The following is a 17106-nucleotide window of genomic DNA, read 5'->3' on the forward strand; positions in this document are numbered from 1 at the left end:
GGCGCCGCCGATCGTCCGCGCCGCGCGCGGATGTGGTTAAGCGCGCCTCTCGCTCGCCGGCGCACCGCAAGATTTTTTCAATTTTTGTGGATAGTCGCCGAGCTCAGCCCTTCGGCCGATGATCGATCCGCAGCGCCTGGCCGGCGCGATCGGCCAGCGCGGATTGGATGCGGCCGGTCAGGGCGGCCAGAATCCACGGCATCCAAACCTCTATACGCAGCGAATCGGCGAGCACGTCGATGCGCGCCTGCATATTGTGGCCGAAAGCGCCGACTTTCAGATCGGCGGCGTTTTCGGTCCAGGCGACTTCGGAATGGGCGAGCTTGTCCACATAGTCCCTCCGCAGCTGATCGAGCCCGGCCGCGACGCGCGCCCGCGCGGTTTCGACGCCGAGATCATGGCTCACGGTGACGACGATGGATTTTTGCATAGCGAGGCTCCCGTGCCGCCAATCTAGGCGTCGAGAGACGGATTTCACAGGGGCCGCTCCCCTATCGGAATAATTTCAAGCAAATCCACCGAAATTCAGGCAGGGTCTGCGGTTTGCCCGAGGGGGTGCGAAGGGACGATCTGCGAGGAGCGAAGGGCGGCTTCGACCGCCCTTCGTCCGATCGTTCAGCGATTATTGTTGCCGTTGTTGCTGCCGAGATTCCCGTTGCCGTTGTTGCTGCCGAAATTATTGTTACCGTTATAGTTTCCGGCATTCGAGTTGCCGTTGCCGCCGCCGACGTTCGCGTTTCCGTTTCCGCTGCCGCGATTATAATTGCCATTGTTGCTGCCGACGTTTCCGTTTCCGTTTCCGTTGTTTTGAGCGAAAGCGGGAACTCCGAGCGCGGAGGAGCAAACCAGGCCGATAGCAAAAGCCAAAACGATTCTCTTCAGCATTGTCATTCTCCGAGTCTATTAAGATATCACGCAATTAAATGATAGACTTCATAGCGATTCTGTCAATAAGCGCTAGATAAGAGGTTTCACGGATTTTGATATATTAATAAATGTAATCAGTTTGATCGTAATATATTATCAATGCGTAGGGATTACGCATCGGAAAACAACTAATGGCAGGGCTATTGCTCGAGCGCGACGATCGTCGGAGCGAGAGCGGAGTGCTTTTCCTGGGCCAGCATCATCTTTTGCGGATGATGGTTTTCGATTTGATGAATGAGTTGAGCCGGCGCTACGCGGGATCGTGGACAGAAGCGCGCGGGCTCGGGTCTCGGCCGTAGTGATGCGCTGGCGAATATCGCGGGCGCGCTCCGCGCAATCTCGAACGTAGTTCGGGATAGTCGCCGAGCGGACGTTGCGCTGTCGCGCACGGCCAATCGCCAGATTTCTGAGGGGAAGTGCGGCCTTTGCCGGACGCTGGCGGATGTTTGGAAAAAGGCGGCTGGCTCCCCGAGCAGGACTCGAACCTGCGACCCAGCGATTAACAGTCGCTTGCTCTACCGGCTGAGCTATCGGGGAACGGTGGCGGGCATATAGCAAGCTCTAAGCACTCTTGCCAAGCCCTGTTCGCAGCCTTTCTCGATTTCCTTCACATTCGCCCACAAGCCTTTCAATCGGCAGGGGGAAAAAGCGCGAGTGTCGCCACTATGTCGTTCTGCGAGGGCAGGCCGGCCTCATTGCCGAGGTGCTGAATCTTGTAGCCGGAGGCCACGCGCGCGAAGCGGAAGTGCTCGCGCCAGGTCGCTTCCGGCCGCTGGAGATAGGACGCCATATAGGCGCCGTGGAAGACATCGCCCGCGCCGGAAGTATCGACGATGCGCTCAGCCGGCACCGGGAGCGAGGGCAGGCGCTGCACCTCGCCATTCTCGTCGTACCAGAGCATTCCGCGCTCGCCATTGGTGACGCCGCCGATGCGGCAGCCCTTGCTCTTCAAAAAGGCCAGCATGTCGGCCTCCGATAGATTCATCTGCTCGCAGAGCCGCTCGGCCACGATGGCGACGTCGATGAACTCCAGCAGATCGGTGATTCCCGGCCGCAGCGCGCCGCCGTCCAGCGAGGTCAGCGCGCCCGATTCGCGGCAGGCGCGTGCGTAATGCAGGGCGGCGTCGGCGATGTGTCCGTCGCTGTGCAGGGCGCGCACCCCGGTCAGATCGAGACGCGGGAAATCTTCGAGGAATTTATTGTCGCGGGCGCGCAATATGGCGCGCTTGCCATCCTTGGGCAGGACGAAGGAGAGCGAGGAGCGCCGCACCCGGCGCGGATGCACGCGCAGCCCATAGGTCGCGGCCATGTCCATGAACATATGGCCGAGCCAGTCGGGCGCGAGCTGCGTCAGCAGATCGACGCCGTCGCCGACCAGCTTGGAGCAGGCGAAGGCGGCCGTCACGGCGTTGCCGCCGAAGGAAACGGCGTAATCCTCCGCCACATCCTTTTCATCGCCCTTGGGCATGACCTGCGTGCGCATGGTCACGTCGATATAGGAATGGCCAATGAATAGTGACTGCAAGCGAGGACTCTTCGATAGGAGGAGAGGAGGAGGGCGTCGTCAGACCGAGAAGCTGGAGCCGCAGCCGCAGGAGGCCGTGGCGTTCGGATTCTCGACGCGGAAGGATTGGCCCATCAGATCCTCGACATAATCGACGCGCGCGCCGGCGATATAGGCGGCGGAAATCGAATCGACGACGAGCCGCGCCCCGTCGCGCTCGACGATGATATCGTCCGCTGTGGGCTCGGTCTCGAGCGTATAGGCGTATTGCAGGCCGGAGCAGCCGCCGCCATCGACGGAGAGACGCAGCACCTTCGCTTCGGCCTCGCCGGCGAGGATGGCGTTGATGCGCTCGGCCGCGCGCTCGCTCATCTCGATCTTCGCAATCGTCGCCGTATCGGTCATTTGGGCGCGCCTTCCTCTTTTTTGGCTTTTGTCTCGCCGGCCAGCTCGCTTGCGCTCCACGGGGCGGGCGGGATATGCGAAGCGAAAATATGGCCGCCCGCGTGACCTTGCAATGACAGGAGCAGACGATTGGCGATCGAAGATCCCGCCGTCCGCGGCCGCGCCCCTTGCGCCAGCGACCCTTCGGCCTCGCGCGGGCGCCTTTTTCCCGAACCGGCCTCGCCGACGCGCAGCGAGTTCCAGCGCGACCGCGACCGCATCATCCATTCGACGGCCTTTCGCCGCCTCGCGCATAAGACTCAGGTCTTCGTGCCGCTGGACGGCGACCATTTCCGCACGCGGCTGACCCATACGATAGAGGTGGGGCAGATCGCCCGCGCGCTCGCCCGCGCGCTGGCGCTGGACGAGGACCTCGCCGAGGCGGTGGCGCTCGCCCATGACCTCGGGCATACGCCTTTCGGCCATGCCGGCGAGCATGCGCTGCACCGTTGCATGGAGGTCTATGGCGGCTTCGACCACAACGCCCAGGCGCTGCGCGTCGTCACTTTGCTCGAGCGCCGCTACGCCCGCTATGATGGGCTGGACCTCACTTTCGAGACGCTGGAAGGCCTCGTCAAGCACAATGGCCCTTTGCGCGGGCCTCGCGCGAATCGCGCGCTCGCTCCTTATGTGGCGGAATTCGACGCGCTGTTTCCGCTGGAGCTGGACACATTCGCCGGGCCCGAGGCGCAGGCGGCGGCGCTCGCCGACGATATCGCCTATGACGCCCACGACATTGACGATGGGCTGCGCGCAAACCTGTTCTCGCTCGAGGATATCGCCGCCGTGCCCTTCATCGGCGTGATGCTGGACGAGATACGCGCCGTCTATGGCGCGCTGGAGCGCACGCGCGTCATTCACGAGCTGGGCCGGCGCGTCATCACCCGCTTCGTCGAGGACGCCATCATCCAATCGGAGAAGCGGCTGCGCCTCGTCGGGGCGAAAAGCGTCGAGGATGTGCGCCGCGCCGGCGTGGCGACGATCGCCTTCTCGCCGCCCATGGCCGAGGCCGATCGCTCGATCAAGGCCTTTCTCTTCCCCAAAATGTATCGGCACGAGAAAGTCGTGGGCGTCTGGGACCGCGCCGAGCAGGTGATCTCGCGGCTTTTCCCCGTCTATTTCGACGATCCGGCGCAAATGCCGCCGGAATGGGCCGAGCTCGCCCGCGCCGAGCAGGGCGCCGCCCGCGCCCGCCATGTCGCCGATTACATCGCCGGAATGACCGACCGCTATGCGCTCGGCGAATATCGCAAGCTGTTCGGGGAGAAAATGTCCCTGGGCTGAACGGTTGCCCCGCTCACCCTCCCCTTTAGGGGGAGGGTCGGCCGGCGATAGCCGGACGGGGTGGGGTTCAACAGCAAAAACTCGGGGCGTCACCCCCTCCCGATCGCCTTCGGCGCTCGACCTCCCCCCTCGAGGGGGAGGTGGCAACGCGCTTTCGAGCGACGCCGCTCATTTCCCCCATCGCCCTGAGGGCGGACCACAGCTCGCCTTGACGGCGCCCCTCGCGCGCCCGACCTCCTGGTTCTGACCCGGGAGGCTCCCATGCTCGTCATCGAATTCGTCGGCGCCGCGCCAGAGGGAATGAACGCGCAGGTCATCGATCGGATGAACACCGACATCAGCGACGTGCGCAAGGCGGTCACGCACGCCAAGTCGCTGTTCTCGAATGTGATCGTCCAGCGCAAGCACAAGCCGCTGCCGCATGGCTTCCGCATATTGGACAGCGATGGGCGGGAGGTCGCGAGCTGGAGCATAGACGACAGCTGAAGTAGTTATCCAGCTGAACAAGCAACCGCTGGAGGAAGGCCAAGTACTTTCAACAACTCAATCGCTTCCTGCTCGCGGCCGTTCTGCGTCTTAGCGCCTTTGCGTCGGACTAATTCGGTAGGCCAGTCAGCGCGGTTTTCCATCACAGCCAACCAATGAATCGTCGCTGCCAATTCCAGGACCGTGGCGGATCGTCGCTGCATTTCGTAAAGCCCATTTTTTGCTATATCCAAGGGAATAGACGAATCCAAAGGTTCTCCGTCGCCCGCCGTGCTGGCTCGAAAAACAATATAGGGAACGCCATCGCTCAGGCGTCTCCGTTGTTCGGACTCGACATGGCCGATAATCACTTCGTCTTCCACTTCCTCGGCGAGGTCAGCCGAATAGGGGCCATAGTGGTGATATTCGTACGAAAAACCGCTACCCAGGCCCATCTGATCCAGCAGATAGACAACTTTTTGAAGGCGAATTTTTCCGACGATCTCTCCACCAGCGGCGACGATGAGGCTAGGAATATCTATGGTCATGCGCGCCTCCTTTTGACCGAATCGATTATGCCTTCAGCTATCTTGTATTCTGAATCGTTGAGAAAAAAATATCGCTCGAACGAACGTTGCCCGCCTGTAGCTGCTATTGTGGCATCCGTGAAATGAGTGATTTCTTTTAGCCTTCTGTCGGACATTTGAATCATGAGCCGCTTCTGGGCTCGGCCGTCATCGGCGCCGATTTCGCCATAGATCGAGAGCTTCGCCGAATCGCGGAATACACTCTCGTCGAAATTGTCTTTGAACTTCTCATTGAGAGCGTGTTTGAGCCGACGCTGCGACTCTGCGTCTTCCGGAAAGCATTGCTGAATATCGAGGCAGATCGGCTTTTGTCGGTCGAGAATACGTTTTGCGATCACCTTGGCTTGTCCGCTTCCGGAGGCCGCAACTGCGTGAAATGCGTTCCACACGACCGAATCATCTAAAGCGCGATAGTTGGATATCGTTTCTCCGCCGGGTAGAAAGAATTGGACCAGCGGATTAGCATCGGCAAGGCCTGCGGCAGTGGTATTAGTCGCAACCTCTCTCGCGAGAAAGCGAAAAAATGCAGCAACAAGCTGTTCAATTCCGCGAGTTGTCTTGTGAAAATATACATTAGTATAGAGGCGATATCTGGCCAGTAGGAAATCTTCTGCTGCATCGCGCGCTTTATATCCGAGACAAAATCCGTGACTATAAATTGGAGTCGCGTCTTCCGAGTCTGGTAGCGATATGTCGAGTTCCGCGACGCGAACATTGTCCATCAACCAATCAAGATCGATGGCCCCCGCTCCCGTCCCCGTCATGTACCGATCACGAATAAGATAGTCGAGCCGATCAGCGTCGAACGAACTTGAAACCACGGAATGATACATATCCGTGGGCGTCTCGGCTCGTATCAATTCGGCTACTGCTTCGGAACTCACACCGCCACTCGACAAAATCTCCTTGATCTCTCCCTGTGGGTCATCAATCATATCTGCCGTAAATTCCTCGTGCTTCCGAATTTTTCGTCGTGTGAAAGACCCGTCAGAAGCAAGGGACTTACGTGCCTCTTCGAAGGCGTGACTGAAGGGGCCATGCCCAATATCGTGCAGAAGAGCGGCGAACAGGGCGACCTTGGCACGCTCGACATTGAATTCGCCGTCTACTCGCCCGAGTTTAATTTCTCGTTCAATGAGCTTCACCAAACGACGTGCGTTGTGGAAAACTCCAACAGAGTGCGCAAAGCGGGTATGAGAAGCGGACGGAAAAACAAATTCAGACACACCAAGCTGCTTGATGCGGCGGAGACGCTGGAGGTCTGGCGTTTGGAGTAGACGCCATACGGACTCATCGACGAGACCTTCGTCTTCGAATGTGACCAGTCCGTGGATCGGGTCTCGAATGCGCTCGGTTTTCATAGAACAAACATAGAACGATAATGCGTCACGGTCCAGCCCCTTTTGGTTCCGGCGCAATCTGATGGCATGGCCCGCGACGACGCAAGGGGCTTACGTCGTTGATCTGTGGATGAAAGCTAGCCAGGCGACGCAGCTCGATCGCTGGCCGACTTCGAATGGCGTGCTTTCTCCGCCTCTGTCTGCTAAACCCCCGGCCGCAATCGCCCCCGGCCCGGACATTCGATGAACATCTTCTCCGACTTCCACGTCGCCATCGCCGCCATTCTCGATTCGATCAAGGCCTCCGGCCGCCTGCCGGAGACGCTGGATTATGCGCGTTTCGTCGTGGAGCCGCCCAAGGACGCCGCCCATGGCGATCTCGCCACCAACGCCGCCATGGTCTTCGCCAAGGAGGCCAAGGCCAATTTCGCCAATCCGCGCCAGCTCGCGGTGGAGATCGCGGCGGCGCTCGCCGAGCTGCCCAATGTGGCCGAGGCCGAGGTCGCCGGGCCGGGCTTTATCAATATCCGCCTGAAGCCGAGCCTCTACGCCGATGTGCTGCGCGCCGTGCTGAACGACTGCGAAGCCTATGGAAGGCCGCAGGGCAGGGGGGCGCTCACGGGCAAGATCAATGTCGAATATGTCTCGGCCAATCCGACCGGGCCGATGCATGTCGGCCACGGCCGCGGCGCTGTGTTCGGCGATGCGCTGGCCAATCTCCTGGCCTTCGCGGGCGCGGAGGTCACGCGCGAATATTACATCAATGACGCTGGCGCGCAGGTCGATGTTCTCGCCCGCTCGGCCTTCCTGCGCTATCGCGAGGCGCTCGGCGAGACGATCACAATTCCAGAGGGGCTCTATCCGGGCGACTATCTGAAGGCCGCCGGCGAAGCTCTGGCGAAACAATATGGCCGCGAGCTTTTGGACAAGAGCGAGAGCGAATGGCTGGAGCCGGTCAAACGCGCGGCGATCGACGCGATGATGGCGATGATCCGCGACGATCTCGCCGCGCTCGACATCACTCATGAGGTCTTCTTCTCCGAGCGCACGCTGCATGAGAAGATCAATGGGCTGTCGGAGATCGACAAGGAAATAAACGAGCTGCGCGCGCGCGGCCTCGTCTATGACGGCCGCCTGCCGCCGCCCAAGGGCCAATTGCCGGATGATTGGGAGGATCGCGAGCAGACCTTGTTCCGCTCCACGGATTTCGGCGATGACGTCGATCGTCCTTTGAAGAAATCCGACGGCTCCAACACCTATTTCGCGGCCGATATCGCCTATCACAAATCCAAGATCGACCGTGGCTTCACCGCGCTCGTCGATGTGTGGGGCGCGGATCATGGCGGCTATGTGAAGCGCATGACCGCCGCCGTCGCCGCTCTGTCCGACAATAAGGTCACGCTCGATGTGAAGCTCTGCCAGCTCGTGAAATTGATGCGCAATGGCGAGCCGGTGAAAATGTCGAAGCGCGCCGGCGATTTCGTCACGCTGCGCGAGGTGGTGGACGAAGTGGGCGTCGACGCCGTGCGTTTCATGATGCTCTATCGCAAGAATGACGCGCCGCTCGAATTCGATCTCGCCAAGGTCATAGAGCAGTCGAAGGACAACGCCGTCTTCTATGTGCAATACGCTCATGCGCGGGCGAAATCGGCGCTGCGTCAGGCGCTCGGCGCTTTTCCCGATCTCGATCTGACGCCCAAGGCGCTCGCGGCCGCGCCGCTGGATCTGTTGCAGGACGAAGGCGAGATCGCGCTCGCCAAAGCCATTGCGCAATATCCGAGGTTGATCGAATCGGCCGCCACGGCGCATGAGCCGCACAGAATCGCCTTCTATCTCTACGATCTCGCCAGCGTCTTTCATTCGCATTGGAACAAAGGCAAAGATCGGCCACAATTACGCTTTGTTAATGCAGATGATAGAAATTCGACCTATGCGCGGATGGCGTTGGTCGTTTCTTTGACTTGCGTCCTGGCGTCGGGTTCGAGACTCCTAGGCGTGAGCGCCCCCGACGAGATGCGGTGATCGCGGCCGGCGCTTTGCTAGAGCGCGGCGCGCGCTCGCATCCGGGAGTGGCGACGTCGCGTCCGTCGGGTAGTGAGCAGGAAGGTGCATCATGCGCGAGGCGACGGCCCGAGGGCCTTCCATCGACATCAGCGAGTTCGAGCGGCGCCTGCGTGGCGGCGAGCCGCAGGGAAATCAGCCGGGCCAGGCGAATCCGCCCGGCAAAGGCGAGGGGAAGAGCGATCCGCTCGCCGAGCTGGCGCGGTTGCTGCACGGCGACGAGGCGGCCGCCGCGGCGGACCCTTACGGCAAAGTCTTCGCCGATCGGCAGCGGCGGGAGCCGACCATCGGCCAGAGAGACAGGGATATTTTCGACGCCGCCGAGCTGCGCGGCGCGCTGTCGCCGTCGCCGTCTGTCGCACCGCCGCCTATGTCGCAATCGCAGCCGCAATCGAACGATTATTACGCGGCGCACGCGCCCGGCGAGACGCAATGGGAGCATCACGAGCCGCAGGATTATCTCGACTATGGCGTCGAGGACGAGCCCTATGACGAGCCGCCCGCGCGTCGCGGCTTTTTCGGCGCGCTGCGCGATCGGCTGCGTCCCTGGCACGCGGTCGTCGCGCTCGCCGGCGTCGGCGCGCTGAGCGTCGGACTGGCCTTGGGCCATCGCGGCGGCGTCGTCGCGCCGAAAGAGCTCGCCACCATCAAAGCGCCGGAGGGGCCGGCCAAGGTGCAGCCTTCCTCCGTGGCGGAAGCCGCTGCGCCCCACCGCGGCGCCGCCGTGCTCGATCGCAATCAGAACGCCCCGGTCAAGAAGGTCGTCTCCAAGCAGGAGCAGCCCGTCGATCCGGCGGCGGCGGTGCGCGTCGTCAAGCTCGGCGGCGAAGGGCCGGTCGATGCGCCGCATGAGCCGGCTCCCGTCGGCGGGCCCAATAATCCCTATGGCGCCGAGCCGCGACGGGTGAAGACTGTCTCGGTGCGGCCCGATGGCACTGTGATCGACAATGACGCGCCGACGCCGGCCATTGCGCGTCCGGCGACCAATGTCGCGCCGCCGGCGCGGCCGCCGTCTCTCGCCGCCCGGCCGAGCGCCGTCGAGGCGCCGATCGAGCCGCCGACCGCGACGCCCAAGAGCCCGGCCAAGCCGGCGACGACGCCGAAGGTCGCGCAGCCGCCGCGTCCCAAGCCCGCCGCCCCGCCCGAGCAGACCGCCGCCATCGAGCCGGCGCAGACGGAGGCGGCGACTGGCGGCAATGGCGGCTTCGCCGTGCAATTCGGCGCCGCCGGCTCGGAGGATGAAGCGCGCCGGCTGATCCAGACGGTGAACTCCAAATTCAGCGCCCAGCTCGGCGGCAAGCGGCTCGGTTTCCGCCTCGCCAAGGTCGGCGAGAAGAGCGTCTATCGCGTTCGTGCCGCCGGCATGAGCCGCGAGGCCGCGGTCGGCGTCTGCGAGAAGGTGAAGGCCTCCGGCGGCTCTTGCTTCGTCGCCGCCAATTGATGGAGACAGCGGCTCCGTGACGCGCGCTTTCATCTGCGGCTGCGCCGGCCTCGCCCTCTCGCAGGAGGAAAAATCCTTTCTGCGCGAGGCGCGGCCCTGGGGCGCGATCCTGTTCAAGCGCAATGTCGCCTCGCGCGAGCAGCTTTCCGCCCTCACCGCGGAGATCCGCGCGGCGCTGGGAACGGACGCCCCCATTCTCGTCGATCAGGAAGGCGGGCGCGTCCAGCGTCTTGGCCCACCGGTCTGGCGCGCCTACCCCTCCGCGGCGGCCTTCGAGAGGCTGGGGCTTCCCGCCGAGGAGACCGCCGCTCTCGTCCGGCTCGGCGCGCGGCTGATCGCTCATGACCTGCGCGAGGTCGGGATCGACGTCGATTGCCTGCCGGTTCTCGACACGCCGGTGGACGGCTCCCACAATATCATCGGCGACCGCGCCTATAGCCGCTCTCCCGCCGAGATCGCGCGGCTCGGCCGCGCGGCCGCGGAGGGGCTGCTCGACGGCGGCGTGCTGCCGGTCATCAAGCATATCCCCGGCCATGGACGGGCGCGGGCGGACAGCCATCTCGAGCTGCCCGTCGTCGAGGCCTCCCGCGCCGAGCTGGAGGCGCAGGATTTCATTCCCTTCCGCGCCGACGCCGATCTGCCGCTCGGCATGACCGCCCATGTCGTCTATCGGGCCATCGATCCCGAGCTTCCGGGCACGCTCTCCAAAGCCGTGATCGAAGAGATCATTCGCGGCCTCATCGGCTTCGACGGCCTGCTGATGACCGACGATCTCTCGATGAAGGCGCTCTCGGGCGGCTTTCGCGCGCGCGCCGAGGGCGCGATCGCCGCCGGCTGCGATGTGGTCCTGCATTGCAACGGCGATCTGGCCGAGGCCCGCGCCGTGGCGGAAGGGGCGGGCGATCTCGTCGGCCGGGCGCTGGAGCGGGCGCGCGCGGCCAAGGCGAAAGCGCCGAAGGAATTCGATCCTGTGGACGGCGCCCGCCAGCTCGACGCGGCTCTTGCGGCCGGCGTCTGATCGGGCCAATCTCTCGCCTTCCCGATTGGCGGAGGCGTGAGACGACGCCGTGAGGCGAGATGGCGCAGGATTTGGCTTTCGACATCGCCGGAGAACATGAGCGCGCGGAGGCGGAGCCCGCCTTCCTCGTCGATGTCGACGGTTTCGAAGGTCCGCTCGACCTGCTGCTGGAGCTCGCCCGCCGCCAGAAGGTCGATCTCGCGCGCATTTCCATCTTGGCGCTGGCCGAGCAATATCTGGCCTTCGTCGAGGAGGCGCGGCGCGTCCGGCTGGAGCTCGCCGCCGATTATCTGGTGATGGCCGCCTGGCTCGCCTATCTGAAATCGCGCCTGCTGCTGCCGGAGCAGCCCAAGACGGGCGAGGAGCCCTCGGCGGCAGAGCTGGCGGCGGCGCTCGCAGATCGGCTGCGCCGGCTGGAGGCGATCCGCGCGGCGTCGGACAAGCTTCAGGAGCGCGCGCGGCTCGGCCGCGACATGTTCCTGCGCGGCGGGCCGGAAGGGATAGAGACCAAGACGGCGTCGACCTTCACGGCCAGCCTCTATGATCTTCTGTCGGCCTACGCCCGCCAAAGGCAGAAGCAGGCGATCTCCAAGGTCACGCTGCGCCAGCGCAATGTCTGGTCGCTGGCGGAGGCGCGCGAGACTTTGGAGCGGCTCGCCGGAATCGCCGCCCAATGGACAGCGCTCGACGATTATCTGTTGGAATATTGTGTGGATATTCAAACCGCGCGCACCGTCCGCGCCTCGTCTTTTTCCGCTTCTCTGGAAATGGTGCGGGAAGGGCGGTTCGACATTCGCCAGGACCGCGCCTTCGCGCCGATCTGGCTGCGGCGGCGGGAGACGGAACTGGACCGCGAGCCTTCGGGCTCATTGAGCGAAGCCTCGGAGCCGTGAGCCATAGGGCTCATGATCCAAAGGCGAGGGAGAGAAATTTGGCGCGAGCCTTGCGACCCGTCGAATTGTTCGAAGACGATGCGGCCCTCGAAGGTGAGGAGGCGGCGCTGCGCGAGGCCGCCCGCATCGCCGAGGCGCTTCTGTTCGCGGCCGGCGAGCCCCTGGAGCAGAGCGAGATCGCCCGCCGTCTTCCCGACGGAACCAATGTCGAGGCGGTGCTGGCGCGGCTGAAGCAGGATTACGCCGACCGTGGCGTCACGCTGACGAGGGCCGGCCACAAATGGTTCTTCCGCACCGCCGCCGATCTCGGCTGGGTGCTGGCGCGCCAGCAGGTGGAGCAGAAAAAGCTCTCCCGCGCAGCGCTCGAGACGCTCGCCATCGTCGCCTATCATCAGCCGGTCACGCGCGCCGAGATCGAGGACATAAGAGGCGTCGCCGTGGCCAAGGGCACGCTGGACGTGCTGCTGGAAACCGGCTGGGTGCGTCTGCGCGGCCGTCGCCGCGCCCCCGGCCGGCCGCTCACCTATGGCACGACCGATAGTTTCCTCATGCAGTTCGGCCTCGAGCAGATCGGCGATCTTCCCGGCCTCGACGAGCTGAAGGGCGCGGGCCTTTTCGACGGCCGCCTGCCCAAGGGCTTCGACGTGCCGCAGCCGACCGACGACGCCGCGCTCAAGGAGGACGAGGATCCGCTGGAGGGCGACGCGGAGGCGGCGCTCGAGATGGATTTTCTGCAGGAGCCGGACGCGCCGGAGGAGCCGGAGCCGATCGAGGAGTAGGGCGCCGGCCGGGGAGGGAGGGGACGGTCCCCGCGCGGCCCGGCGCCGAGGTCGCGCCGCCATCGTCAAAAAATCCGTCGGCCCGCGCGCGATCGTCGTTACAGCTGTCGCATTCGGGCTATAGTGCGCTCACCATCCTTTGCGCGCGCCCGCCGCGGCGCGCCGATCTGCGAGGAGGCGCCGACACGAGGCCCTTCGTTTCCGCCGCGATACGGCCGAGACGGGGCCCAGCGAACAGACAGCGACTTCGGCCTGTACCCGCTCCCGCGCGCCTTGCGAGGCCAGGATGGAGGACCTCCGATGCCCAGACTGTTCACCGCCCTCGAAATCCCCCCTCTCGTCGCCGGCAGTCTCGCCGCATTGCGTGGAGGCCTGCCGGGAGCCCGCTGGATCGACGCCGAGAACTACCACATCACGCTGCGCTTCATCGGCGATGTGGACGACGCGCTCGCCCATGACGCGGCCATGACGCTGGCCGCCATCCGCCGCTCCCCGATCACGGTCACGCTCGAGGAATTGTCGAGTTTCGGCGGCGACAAGCCGCGCGCGGTGGTGGTGAAGGCGCGCGCCGATCGGGCGCTGGCCGAGCTGCAGGCAGAGCAGGAGCGGCTGCTGCGGCGCATCGGCGTTCCGCCCGAGCCGCGCAAATTCGCGCCGCATGTGACGCTCGCCCGGCTGCGCGGAGCGTCCTGCGCCTCGGTCGCCACCTATCTGGGGACGCGCGGCTATTTTCCGCCTTTGCGCTTCGAGGCGGCGCGTTTCGTGCTGTTCTCCTCGCGCGATTCGGTCGGCGGCGGCCCCTATCTCGTCGAGGCCGCCTTTCCGCTGCAGGATCGCCGGGCGTTTCCCGCCGGCGCGAGCGAATTGCGCGCCTACGGAAGATAGGCTCTTCGCGCTCAGGCCGCCGTTTCGGCGGTTCGGCGTCCGCGCTCCACCACCGCGGCGAGCGAGGGATCGCGCGCGACCGCCTCCGCGATGAGGCGGTCGGAGGCGCTCTCGATCCTGTCCTGCATCCGCTCGAAGAAATCCCGTGGCTCCAATCCCGGCGGGATCGGCGGCAGATATTCGATGACCGCGGTCCCCGGCCGCAGGATGAAGGCCTGGCGCGGCCAGAACAGGCCGGAATTCAGCGCCACCGGCAGGCAGGCCGCGCTGGTCTCGCGATAGAGCAGGGCGACGCCGAATTTATAGATGGGCGGCGCGCCGGCCGGCCTCCGCGTTCCTTCGGGGAAAATGAACAATTGCCGGCCCTGGGCGAACAGCGCCTTGGTCTTCTCGATCAGCTGCGGCAACAGCTTGCCGCCCTTGGCGCGATCGATGCCGATCTGCTCCGCGCCCATCAGATACCAGCCGAAAAACGGGATCAGCACCAGCTCGCGCTTGAGAATATAGGAGAAGTCCGGCGAATGCAGCGGCAGGACGAAGGTCTCCCAGGTCGACTGATGCTTGCAGGCGACGATGACCGGGCCTTGCGGAATATTCTCGAGCCCGCGAAACTCGAATTTCAGCCCGACGATCTTGTCGAGCAGGAAGAGCGAGCTGCGCCCCCAGACGCGGCCGAGCGTCATGGAGGCCTGCCGCTTCATCAGCAGCGCCGGCAGCCAGACGATCTGCAGCGCTATGAGGTTGGCGAAGAAAGCGACGTGGAACAGCAGCGAGCGCAGGAAGAGCATAGCCTTGTCGCCTGATGGTTTCGCATGGGGCCGGGGCGGGGACGCCTTCCTAGCGCATTTCTCGCCGTTCGGCAGCGCCGGAGCCGCATTTTCGATAAAATCGGGTTTTTCCAAAAGGCTCGGCGGCGTCAGCGCGGCTCCGCGACGGCGGCGCTTCCGATCGGCGCCGCCGGGCTTCGCTCCAGCAACCGGTTGCGCAGCGCCACATAGAGATATTTGCAATATTCGGCCGCGATGAGCCGCGTCACGGCGATGTCGTCGAGCCAGTCCTCGACGCGCACATGATCGCTGACCACGGCGAAGGGATAGAGCGAGGCTTCGGGCAGCGCCGCCGAGAGCTCGGCCAGAGCGCGCGGCATGTGGTAATTGGAGGTGACGACGATCAGCGACCCGCGGTCCAATCCGCGCGCCTGCGCCCAATCGCGCGTCTCCAGGGCGTTGCCGATCGTGTCGCGGGCCCGATAGCCGAGATCGACGCAGCAGTCGAAGAGCTCGCGTGAGACGGGCAGGAGCTTGGCGATCTCATGGCCGCGCGTCGCGCGATTGACGCCGGTGATCAGCAGACGCCGCGCCTGGCCGCGCGCCAGCAGCCCGCCGGCCTCATAGACGCGATCGGAGCCGCCGGTCAGCACGACGACGCCGTCGGCCTGCACGGTCAGAGTCGATTCGCTCCGCTCGAGCGAGAGGGCGAAACCGATGAAGCCGGCGACGAAGGCCGCGGCGAGGAACGAGACGAGGGCGAGCGCCGCTATGCCCCAGCGACCGAGCGCTGGGGTCCGCGCCGTTCCCGCGTCTCGTCCTCGCGCTCGCAAGCGATTCACCTCGTCGTCGGCTCCCTGGTCGTCGGCTCCCCGACAAGATGGAAGCGGCGCTCGAGGCCGTCCAGGGCCGAGAAGCAATTATGCGGAGGGGGTTATTCGGCTCCGTCCAACCGTCGCAACTGCCGGAAGACGATCTCCTGCGACATGAAGCCGGTGAGCAGACCCGCCGCTGCGGAAATGCAGCCGACGACGGTGAAGCCGAGCGGCCCCAGCGAGAAGCTGCCGAACATTGCCTCGAGCTGGTCGCCGTCCGGCGTCGCCGTCCAGCGGCTCGCCAGATAGCCGGAGAACAGGAAAAAGGCCATAGCGGAGGCGCCGCCGATAAAGCCGCCGCGCAGCCCCAGCGCTAGAAAACGGCGCTGGAACTGCTGGGCGATGTATTTGTCCGCCGCGCCGACGAGATGCAGCACTTCGATGATCTCGCGATTGCCGACCATGGCCGCCCGCGTGGCGAAGGCGACGGCGAGGCCCATGGCGACGACGATCAGCACGAAGACCAGCGCCGCCACCGCCACCACGGTGCGCGCCATCTGGCCGAGCCGCTCCACCCAGAGCCGGTGATCGTCCAGCGCCGCGGTCGGGATCGCCTGAGCGAGCTCGCGGCGCAGCGCGTCGAGATCGGCGCGGCGGTTCTCGTCCAGCTTGACGACGATCATGCGCGGGGCGGGAAGCTCGGCGAAATCGAGGCCCTGGCCGAGCCAGGGCGCGAGCAGCGCCTCCGATTCCGCCTTGGTGTAGACGCGCACGTCGCGCACGCCCTCGGCGGCGACGAGGACCGAGGTCGCCCGGTTCACATCGGCTTCTATGTCGCGGTCGGGCGCGGAACGGATCTGGACGCTGGCCTCGCGCGCCACCTCGCGCCGCCAATCGACGCTGGCGTCGGCGACCATCAGCGCCGCTCCGGCCGAGAGCGAGGCGAGAAAGGTCATGATGGCGATGACGATGACGAGCGAGCGGCCGGCGATGGAGGAGGTCGGCACCAGCGGCGTCTCGCGGCCGAGCGTCTCCTCCAGCGTGGCGTCGCTCGGAGCCGGGCTCGCGGCCGGCGACAGGCGGCGCAGCGCGGCGCGGGATTTCGCGTCATTCGAAGACATGCAGCCGCCCGTCCGCGAGCACCAGCCGGCGCGCGCTCTCATATTGCTCCATCAACGCCAGATCATGGGTGGCGATGACCACGGAGGTCCCGCTCTTGTGCAATTCCACGAACAGCCGCAGCAGCCGGCGAGCCAGAGTGGGGTCGAGATTGCCGGTCGGCTCGTCGGCGAGCAGCAGCTCGGGACGCACGATCAGCGCGCGGGCGATGGCGGCGCGCTGCTTCTCGCCGCCCGAGAGTACGCTCGGCCGGCTGGCGATTCGCTCGTCGAGCCCCACCCAGCGCAAGAGCTCCAGCACTTCGGCGCGATAGCTCGTCTCCTCGCGGCCGATGACCCGCAAAGGCAGAGCGACATTCTCATATAGATTGAGATGTTCGAGCAGGCGGAAATCCTGGAAGACGACGCCGATCCGACGGCGGATGTCGGTGACCGAATCCTTGTCCAGCGTCTGCGTATCCTTGCCGAAGAGGCTGATTCGCCCGCGCGTCGGCTTCAGCGACATCAAGACGAGCTTGAGCAGCGTCGTCTTGCCGGCGCCGGAGGGTCCGGTGAGGAATTGGAACGACCGCGGCGTTATGGAAAAAGCGAGATCGCTCAATATCTCGCTGCCGCTTCCATAGCGCAGGCCGACGTTCTCGAAGCTCAGCAAAGGCGTGCATCCATCGGCGCGAGAATCGCGCCTTCCGAAGATTAGCAGTTCACCGCCTATTAACCATATCGGCGGTTAATCGACGATGATCCGGCGGCCGATTCCGAAGACGGCCGCCAGCGGGCT

18 protein-coding genes and 1 tRNA gene are annotated in these 17106 nt (G+C 64.6%); 8 read left to right on the top strand and 11 right to left on the bottom strand.

Going from position 1 to position 17106, the window contains the following annotated elements; translation table 11 throughout:
- Window positions 1-103: 103 nt before the first annotated feature.
- The 5 genes from C5689_RS12755 to erpA all read right to left on the bottom strand — a co-directional run bounded on the left by C5689_RS12755 (window position 104) and on the right by erpA (window position 2836).
- Window positions 104-430 carry a polyhydroxyalkanoic acid system family protein gene (locus tag C5689_RS12755; protein ID WP_108917655.1) on the bottom strand — a complete coding sequence of 109 codons (327 nt, stop codon included), beginning with the start codon at window positions 428-430 and terminating at the stop codon, window positions 104-106.
- Between the two features lie 185 nt (window positions 431-615).
- On the bottom strand, window positions 616-885 hold the full coding sequence (locus tag C5689_RS12760; RefSeq protein WP_174800273.1) for a hypothetical protein: 270 nt from the start codon (window positions 883-885) through the stop codon (window positions 616-618).
- 503 nt (window positions 886-1388) lie between these two features.
- Window positions 1389-1464, bottom strand: a tRNA-Asn gene (locus C5689_RS12765).
- Window positions 1465-1555: 91 nt separating this feature from the next.
- Window positions 1556-2452, bottom strand: a complete 897-nt coding sequence (locus C5689_RS12770) for a sugar kinase (RefSeq protein WP_108917656.1) — start codon at window positions 2450-2452, stop codon at window positions 1556-1558.
- A 39-nt stretch (window positions 2453-2491) separates the two neighbouring features.
- Window positions 2492-2836, bottom strand: a complete 345-nt coding sequence (gene erpA / locus C5689_RS12775; RefSeq protein WP_108917657.1) for an iron-sulfur cluster insertion protein ErpA — start codon at window positions 2834-2836, stop codon at window positions 2492-2494.
- 129 nt (window positions 2837-2965) lie between these two features.
- Between erpA and C5689_RS12780 the strand changes: the two genes are divergently transcribed.
- Both C5689_RS12780 and C5689_RS12785 read left to right on the top strand, forming a co-directional pair.
- Window positions 2966-4159 carry a deoxyguanosinetriphosphate triphosphohydrolase gene (locus tag C5689_RS12780; RefSeq protein ID WP_108917658.1) on the top strand — a complete coding sequence of 398 codons (1194 nt, stop codon included), beginning with the start codon at window positions 2966-2968 and terminating at the stop codon, window positions 4157-4159.
- A gap of 261 nt (window positions 4160-4420) precedes the next feature.
- Entirely contained in the window at window positions 4421-4645 is a 225-nt protein-coding gene (locus tag C5689_RS12785) for a hypothetical protein (RefSeq protein WP_108917659.1), read from the top strand.
- A 5-nt stretch (window positions 4646-4650) separates the two neighbouring features.
- On the opposite strand, the gene C5689_RS12790 is transcribed toward C5689_RS12785, so the two are convergent.
- Together C5689_RS12790 and C5689_RS12795 are read right to left on the bottom strand one after the other, a co-directional pair.
- On the bottom strand, window positions 4651-5172 hold the full coding sequence (locus tag C5689_RS12790; protein ID WP_108917660.1) for a hypothetical protein: 522 nt from the start codon (window positions 5170-5172) through the stop codon (window positions 4651-4653).
- Window positions 5169-6572, bottom strand: a complete 1404-nt coding sequence (locus tag C5689_RS12795) for an HD domain-containing protein (RefSeq protein WP_108917661.1) — start codon at window positions 6570-6572, stop codon at window positions 5169-5171. The genes C5689_RS12790 and C5689_RS12795 overlap by 4 nt, the downstream gene beginning before the upstream one ends.
- 222 nt (window positions 6573-6794) lie before the next feature.
- On the opposite strand from C5689_RS12795, the gene argS reads away from it, so the two are divergent.
- The 6 genes from argS (at window position 6795) to thpR (ending at window position 13628) form a co-directional block, all read left to right on the top strand.
- The gene (argS, locus tag C5689_RS12800) at window positions 6795-8573 is read left to right on the top strand and encodes an arginine--tRNA ligase (RefSeq protein ID WP_108917662.1); all 1779 of its coding nucleotides are present in this window, start codon (window positions 6795-6797) and stop codon (window positions 8571-8573) included.
- A gap of 91 nt (window positions 8574-8664) precedes the next feature.
- On the top strand, window positions 8665-10053 hold the full coding sequence (locus C5689_RS12805; protein WP_108917663.1) for an SPOR domain-containing protein: 1389 nt from the start codon (window positions 8665-8667) through the stop codon (window positions 10051-10053).
- A gap of 16 nt (window positions 10054-10069) precedes the next feature.
- Window positions 10070-11071, top strand: coding sequence for a beta-N-acetylhexosaminidase (gene nagZ, locus C5689_RS12810; RefSeq protein WP_108917664.1), 1002 nt, complete (start codon window positions 10070-10072; stop codon window positions 11069-11071).
- Between the two features lie 59 nt (window positions 11072-11130).
- Window positions 11131-11964 (top strand): segregation and condensation protein A, encoded by an 834-nt coding sequence (locus C5689_RS12815; protein ID WP_108917665.1) that lies wholly within the window; start codon window positions 11131-11133, stop codon window positions 11962-11964.
- A gap of 38 nt (window positions 11965-12002) precedes the next feature.
- Window positions 12003-12743: an SMC-Scp complex subunit ScpB gene (scpB, locus tag C5689_RS12820; RefSeq protein ID WP_108917666.1), complete on the top strand. Its 741-nt coding sequence runs from the start codon at window positions 12003-12005 to the stop codon at window positions 12741-12743.
- Between the two features lie 300 nt (window positions 12744-13043).
- On the top strand, window positions 13044-13628 hold the full coding sequence (gene thpR, locus C5689_RS12825; protein WP_108917667.1) for an RNA 2',3'-cyclic phosphodiesterase: 585 nt from the start codon (window positions 13044-13046) through the stop codon (window positions 13626-13628).
- Window positions 13629-13639: 11 nt separating this feature from the next.
- On the opposite strand, the gene C5689_RS12830 is transcribed toward thpR, so the two are convergent.
- The 4 genes from C5689_RS12830 to ftsE form a co-directional block, all read right to left on the bottom strand.
- A complete protein-coding gene (locus C5689_RS12830; RefSeq protein WP_108917668.1) occupies window positions 13640-14416 on the bottom strand; it encodes a lysophospholipid acyltransferase family protein in 777 nt (258 codons plus the stop codon).
- A gap of 128 nt (window positions 14417-14544) precedes the next feature.
- Entirely contained in the window at window positions 14545-15237 is a 693-nt protein-coding gene (locus tag C5689_RS12835; RefSeq protein ID WP_244594686.1) for a YdcF family protein, read from the bottom strand.
- Between the two features lie 92 nt (window positions 15238-15329).
- Complete coding sequence (locus C5689_RS12840) at window positions 15330-16331, bottom strand: cell division protein FtsX (RefSeq protein WP_244594687.1); 1002 nt, start codon at window positions 16329-16331, stop codon at window positions 15330-15332.
- Window positions 16318-16980, bottom strand: a complete 663-nt coding sequence (ftsE, locus tag C5689_RS12845; RefSeq protein WP_108917670.1) for a cell division ATP-binding protein FtsE — start codon at window positions 16978-16980, stop codon at window positions 16318-16320. The genes C5689_RS12840 and ftsE overlap by 14 nt, the downstream gene beginning before the upstream one ends.
- Window positions 16981-17106: the final 126 nt, after the last annotated feature.

It is taken from the genome of Methylosinus sporium (genome assembly GCF_003113265.1).
In the GTDB taxonomy this organism is placed as follows: domain Bacteria; phylum Pseudomonadota; class Alphaproteobacteria; order Rhizobiales; family Beijerinckiaceae; genus Methylosinus; species Methylosinus sporium.

Coding starts and splice junctions, on each gene's coding strand:
- C5689_RS12760 (WP_174800273.1), bottom strand. CDS start 885: ATGCTGAAGAGAATCGTTTTGGCTTTTGCTATCGGCCTGGTTTGCTCC.
- C5689_RS12795 (WP_108917661.1), bottom strand. CDS start 6,572: ATGAAAACCGAGCGCATTCGAGACCCGATCCACGGACTGGTCACATTC.
- C5689_RS12830 (WP_108917668.1), bottom strand. CDS start 14,416: ATGCTCTTCCTGCGCTCGCTGCTGTTCCACGTCGCTTTCTTCGCCAAC.
- thpR (WP_108917667.1), top strand. CDS start 13,044: ATGCCCAGACTGTTCACCGCCCTCGAAATCCCCCCTCTCGTCGCCGGC.
- C5689_RS12785 (WP_108917659.1), top strand. CDS start 4,421: ATGCTCGTCATCGAATTCGTCGGCGCCGCGCCAGAGGGAATGAACGCG.
- C5689_RS12790 (WP_108917660.1), bottom strand. CDS start 5,172: ATGACCATAGATATTCCTAGCCTCATCGTCGCCGCTGGTGGAGAGATC.
- C5689_RS12815 (WP_108917665.1), top strand. CDS start 11,131: ATGGCGCAGGATTTGGCTTTCGACATCGCCGGAGAACATGAGCGCGCG.
- C5689_RS12755 (WP_108917655.1), bottom strand. CDS start 430: ATGCAAAAATCCATCGTCGTCACCGTGAGCCATGATCTCGGCGTCGAA.
- C5689_RS12840 (WP_244594687.1), bottom strand. CDS start 16,331: ATGTCTTCGAATGACGCGAAATCCCGCGCCGCGCTGCGCCGCCTGTCG.
- argS (WP_108917662.1), top strand. CDS start 6,795: ATGAACATCTTCTCCGACTTCCACGTCGCCATCGCCGCCATTCTCGAT.
- C5689_RS12805 (WP_108917663.1), top strand. CDS start 8,665: ATGCGCGAGGCGACGGCCCGAGGGCCTTCCATCGACATCAGCGAGTTC.
- erpA (WP_108917657.1), bottom strand. CDS start 2,836: ATGACCGATACGGCGACGATTGCGAAGATCGAGATGAGCGAGCGCGCG.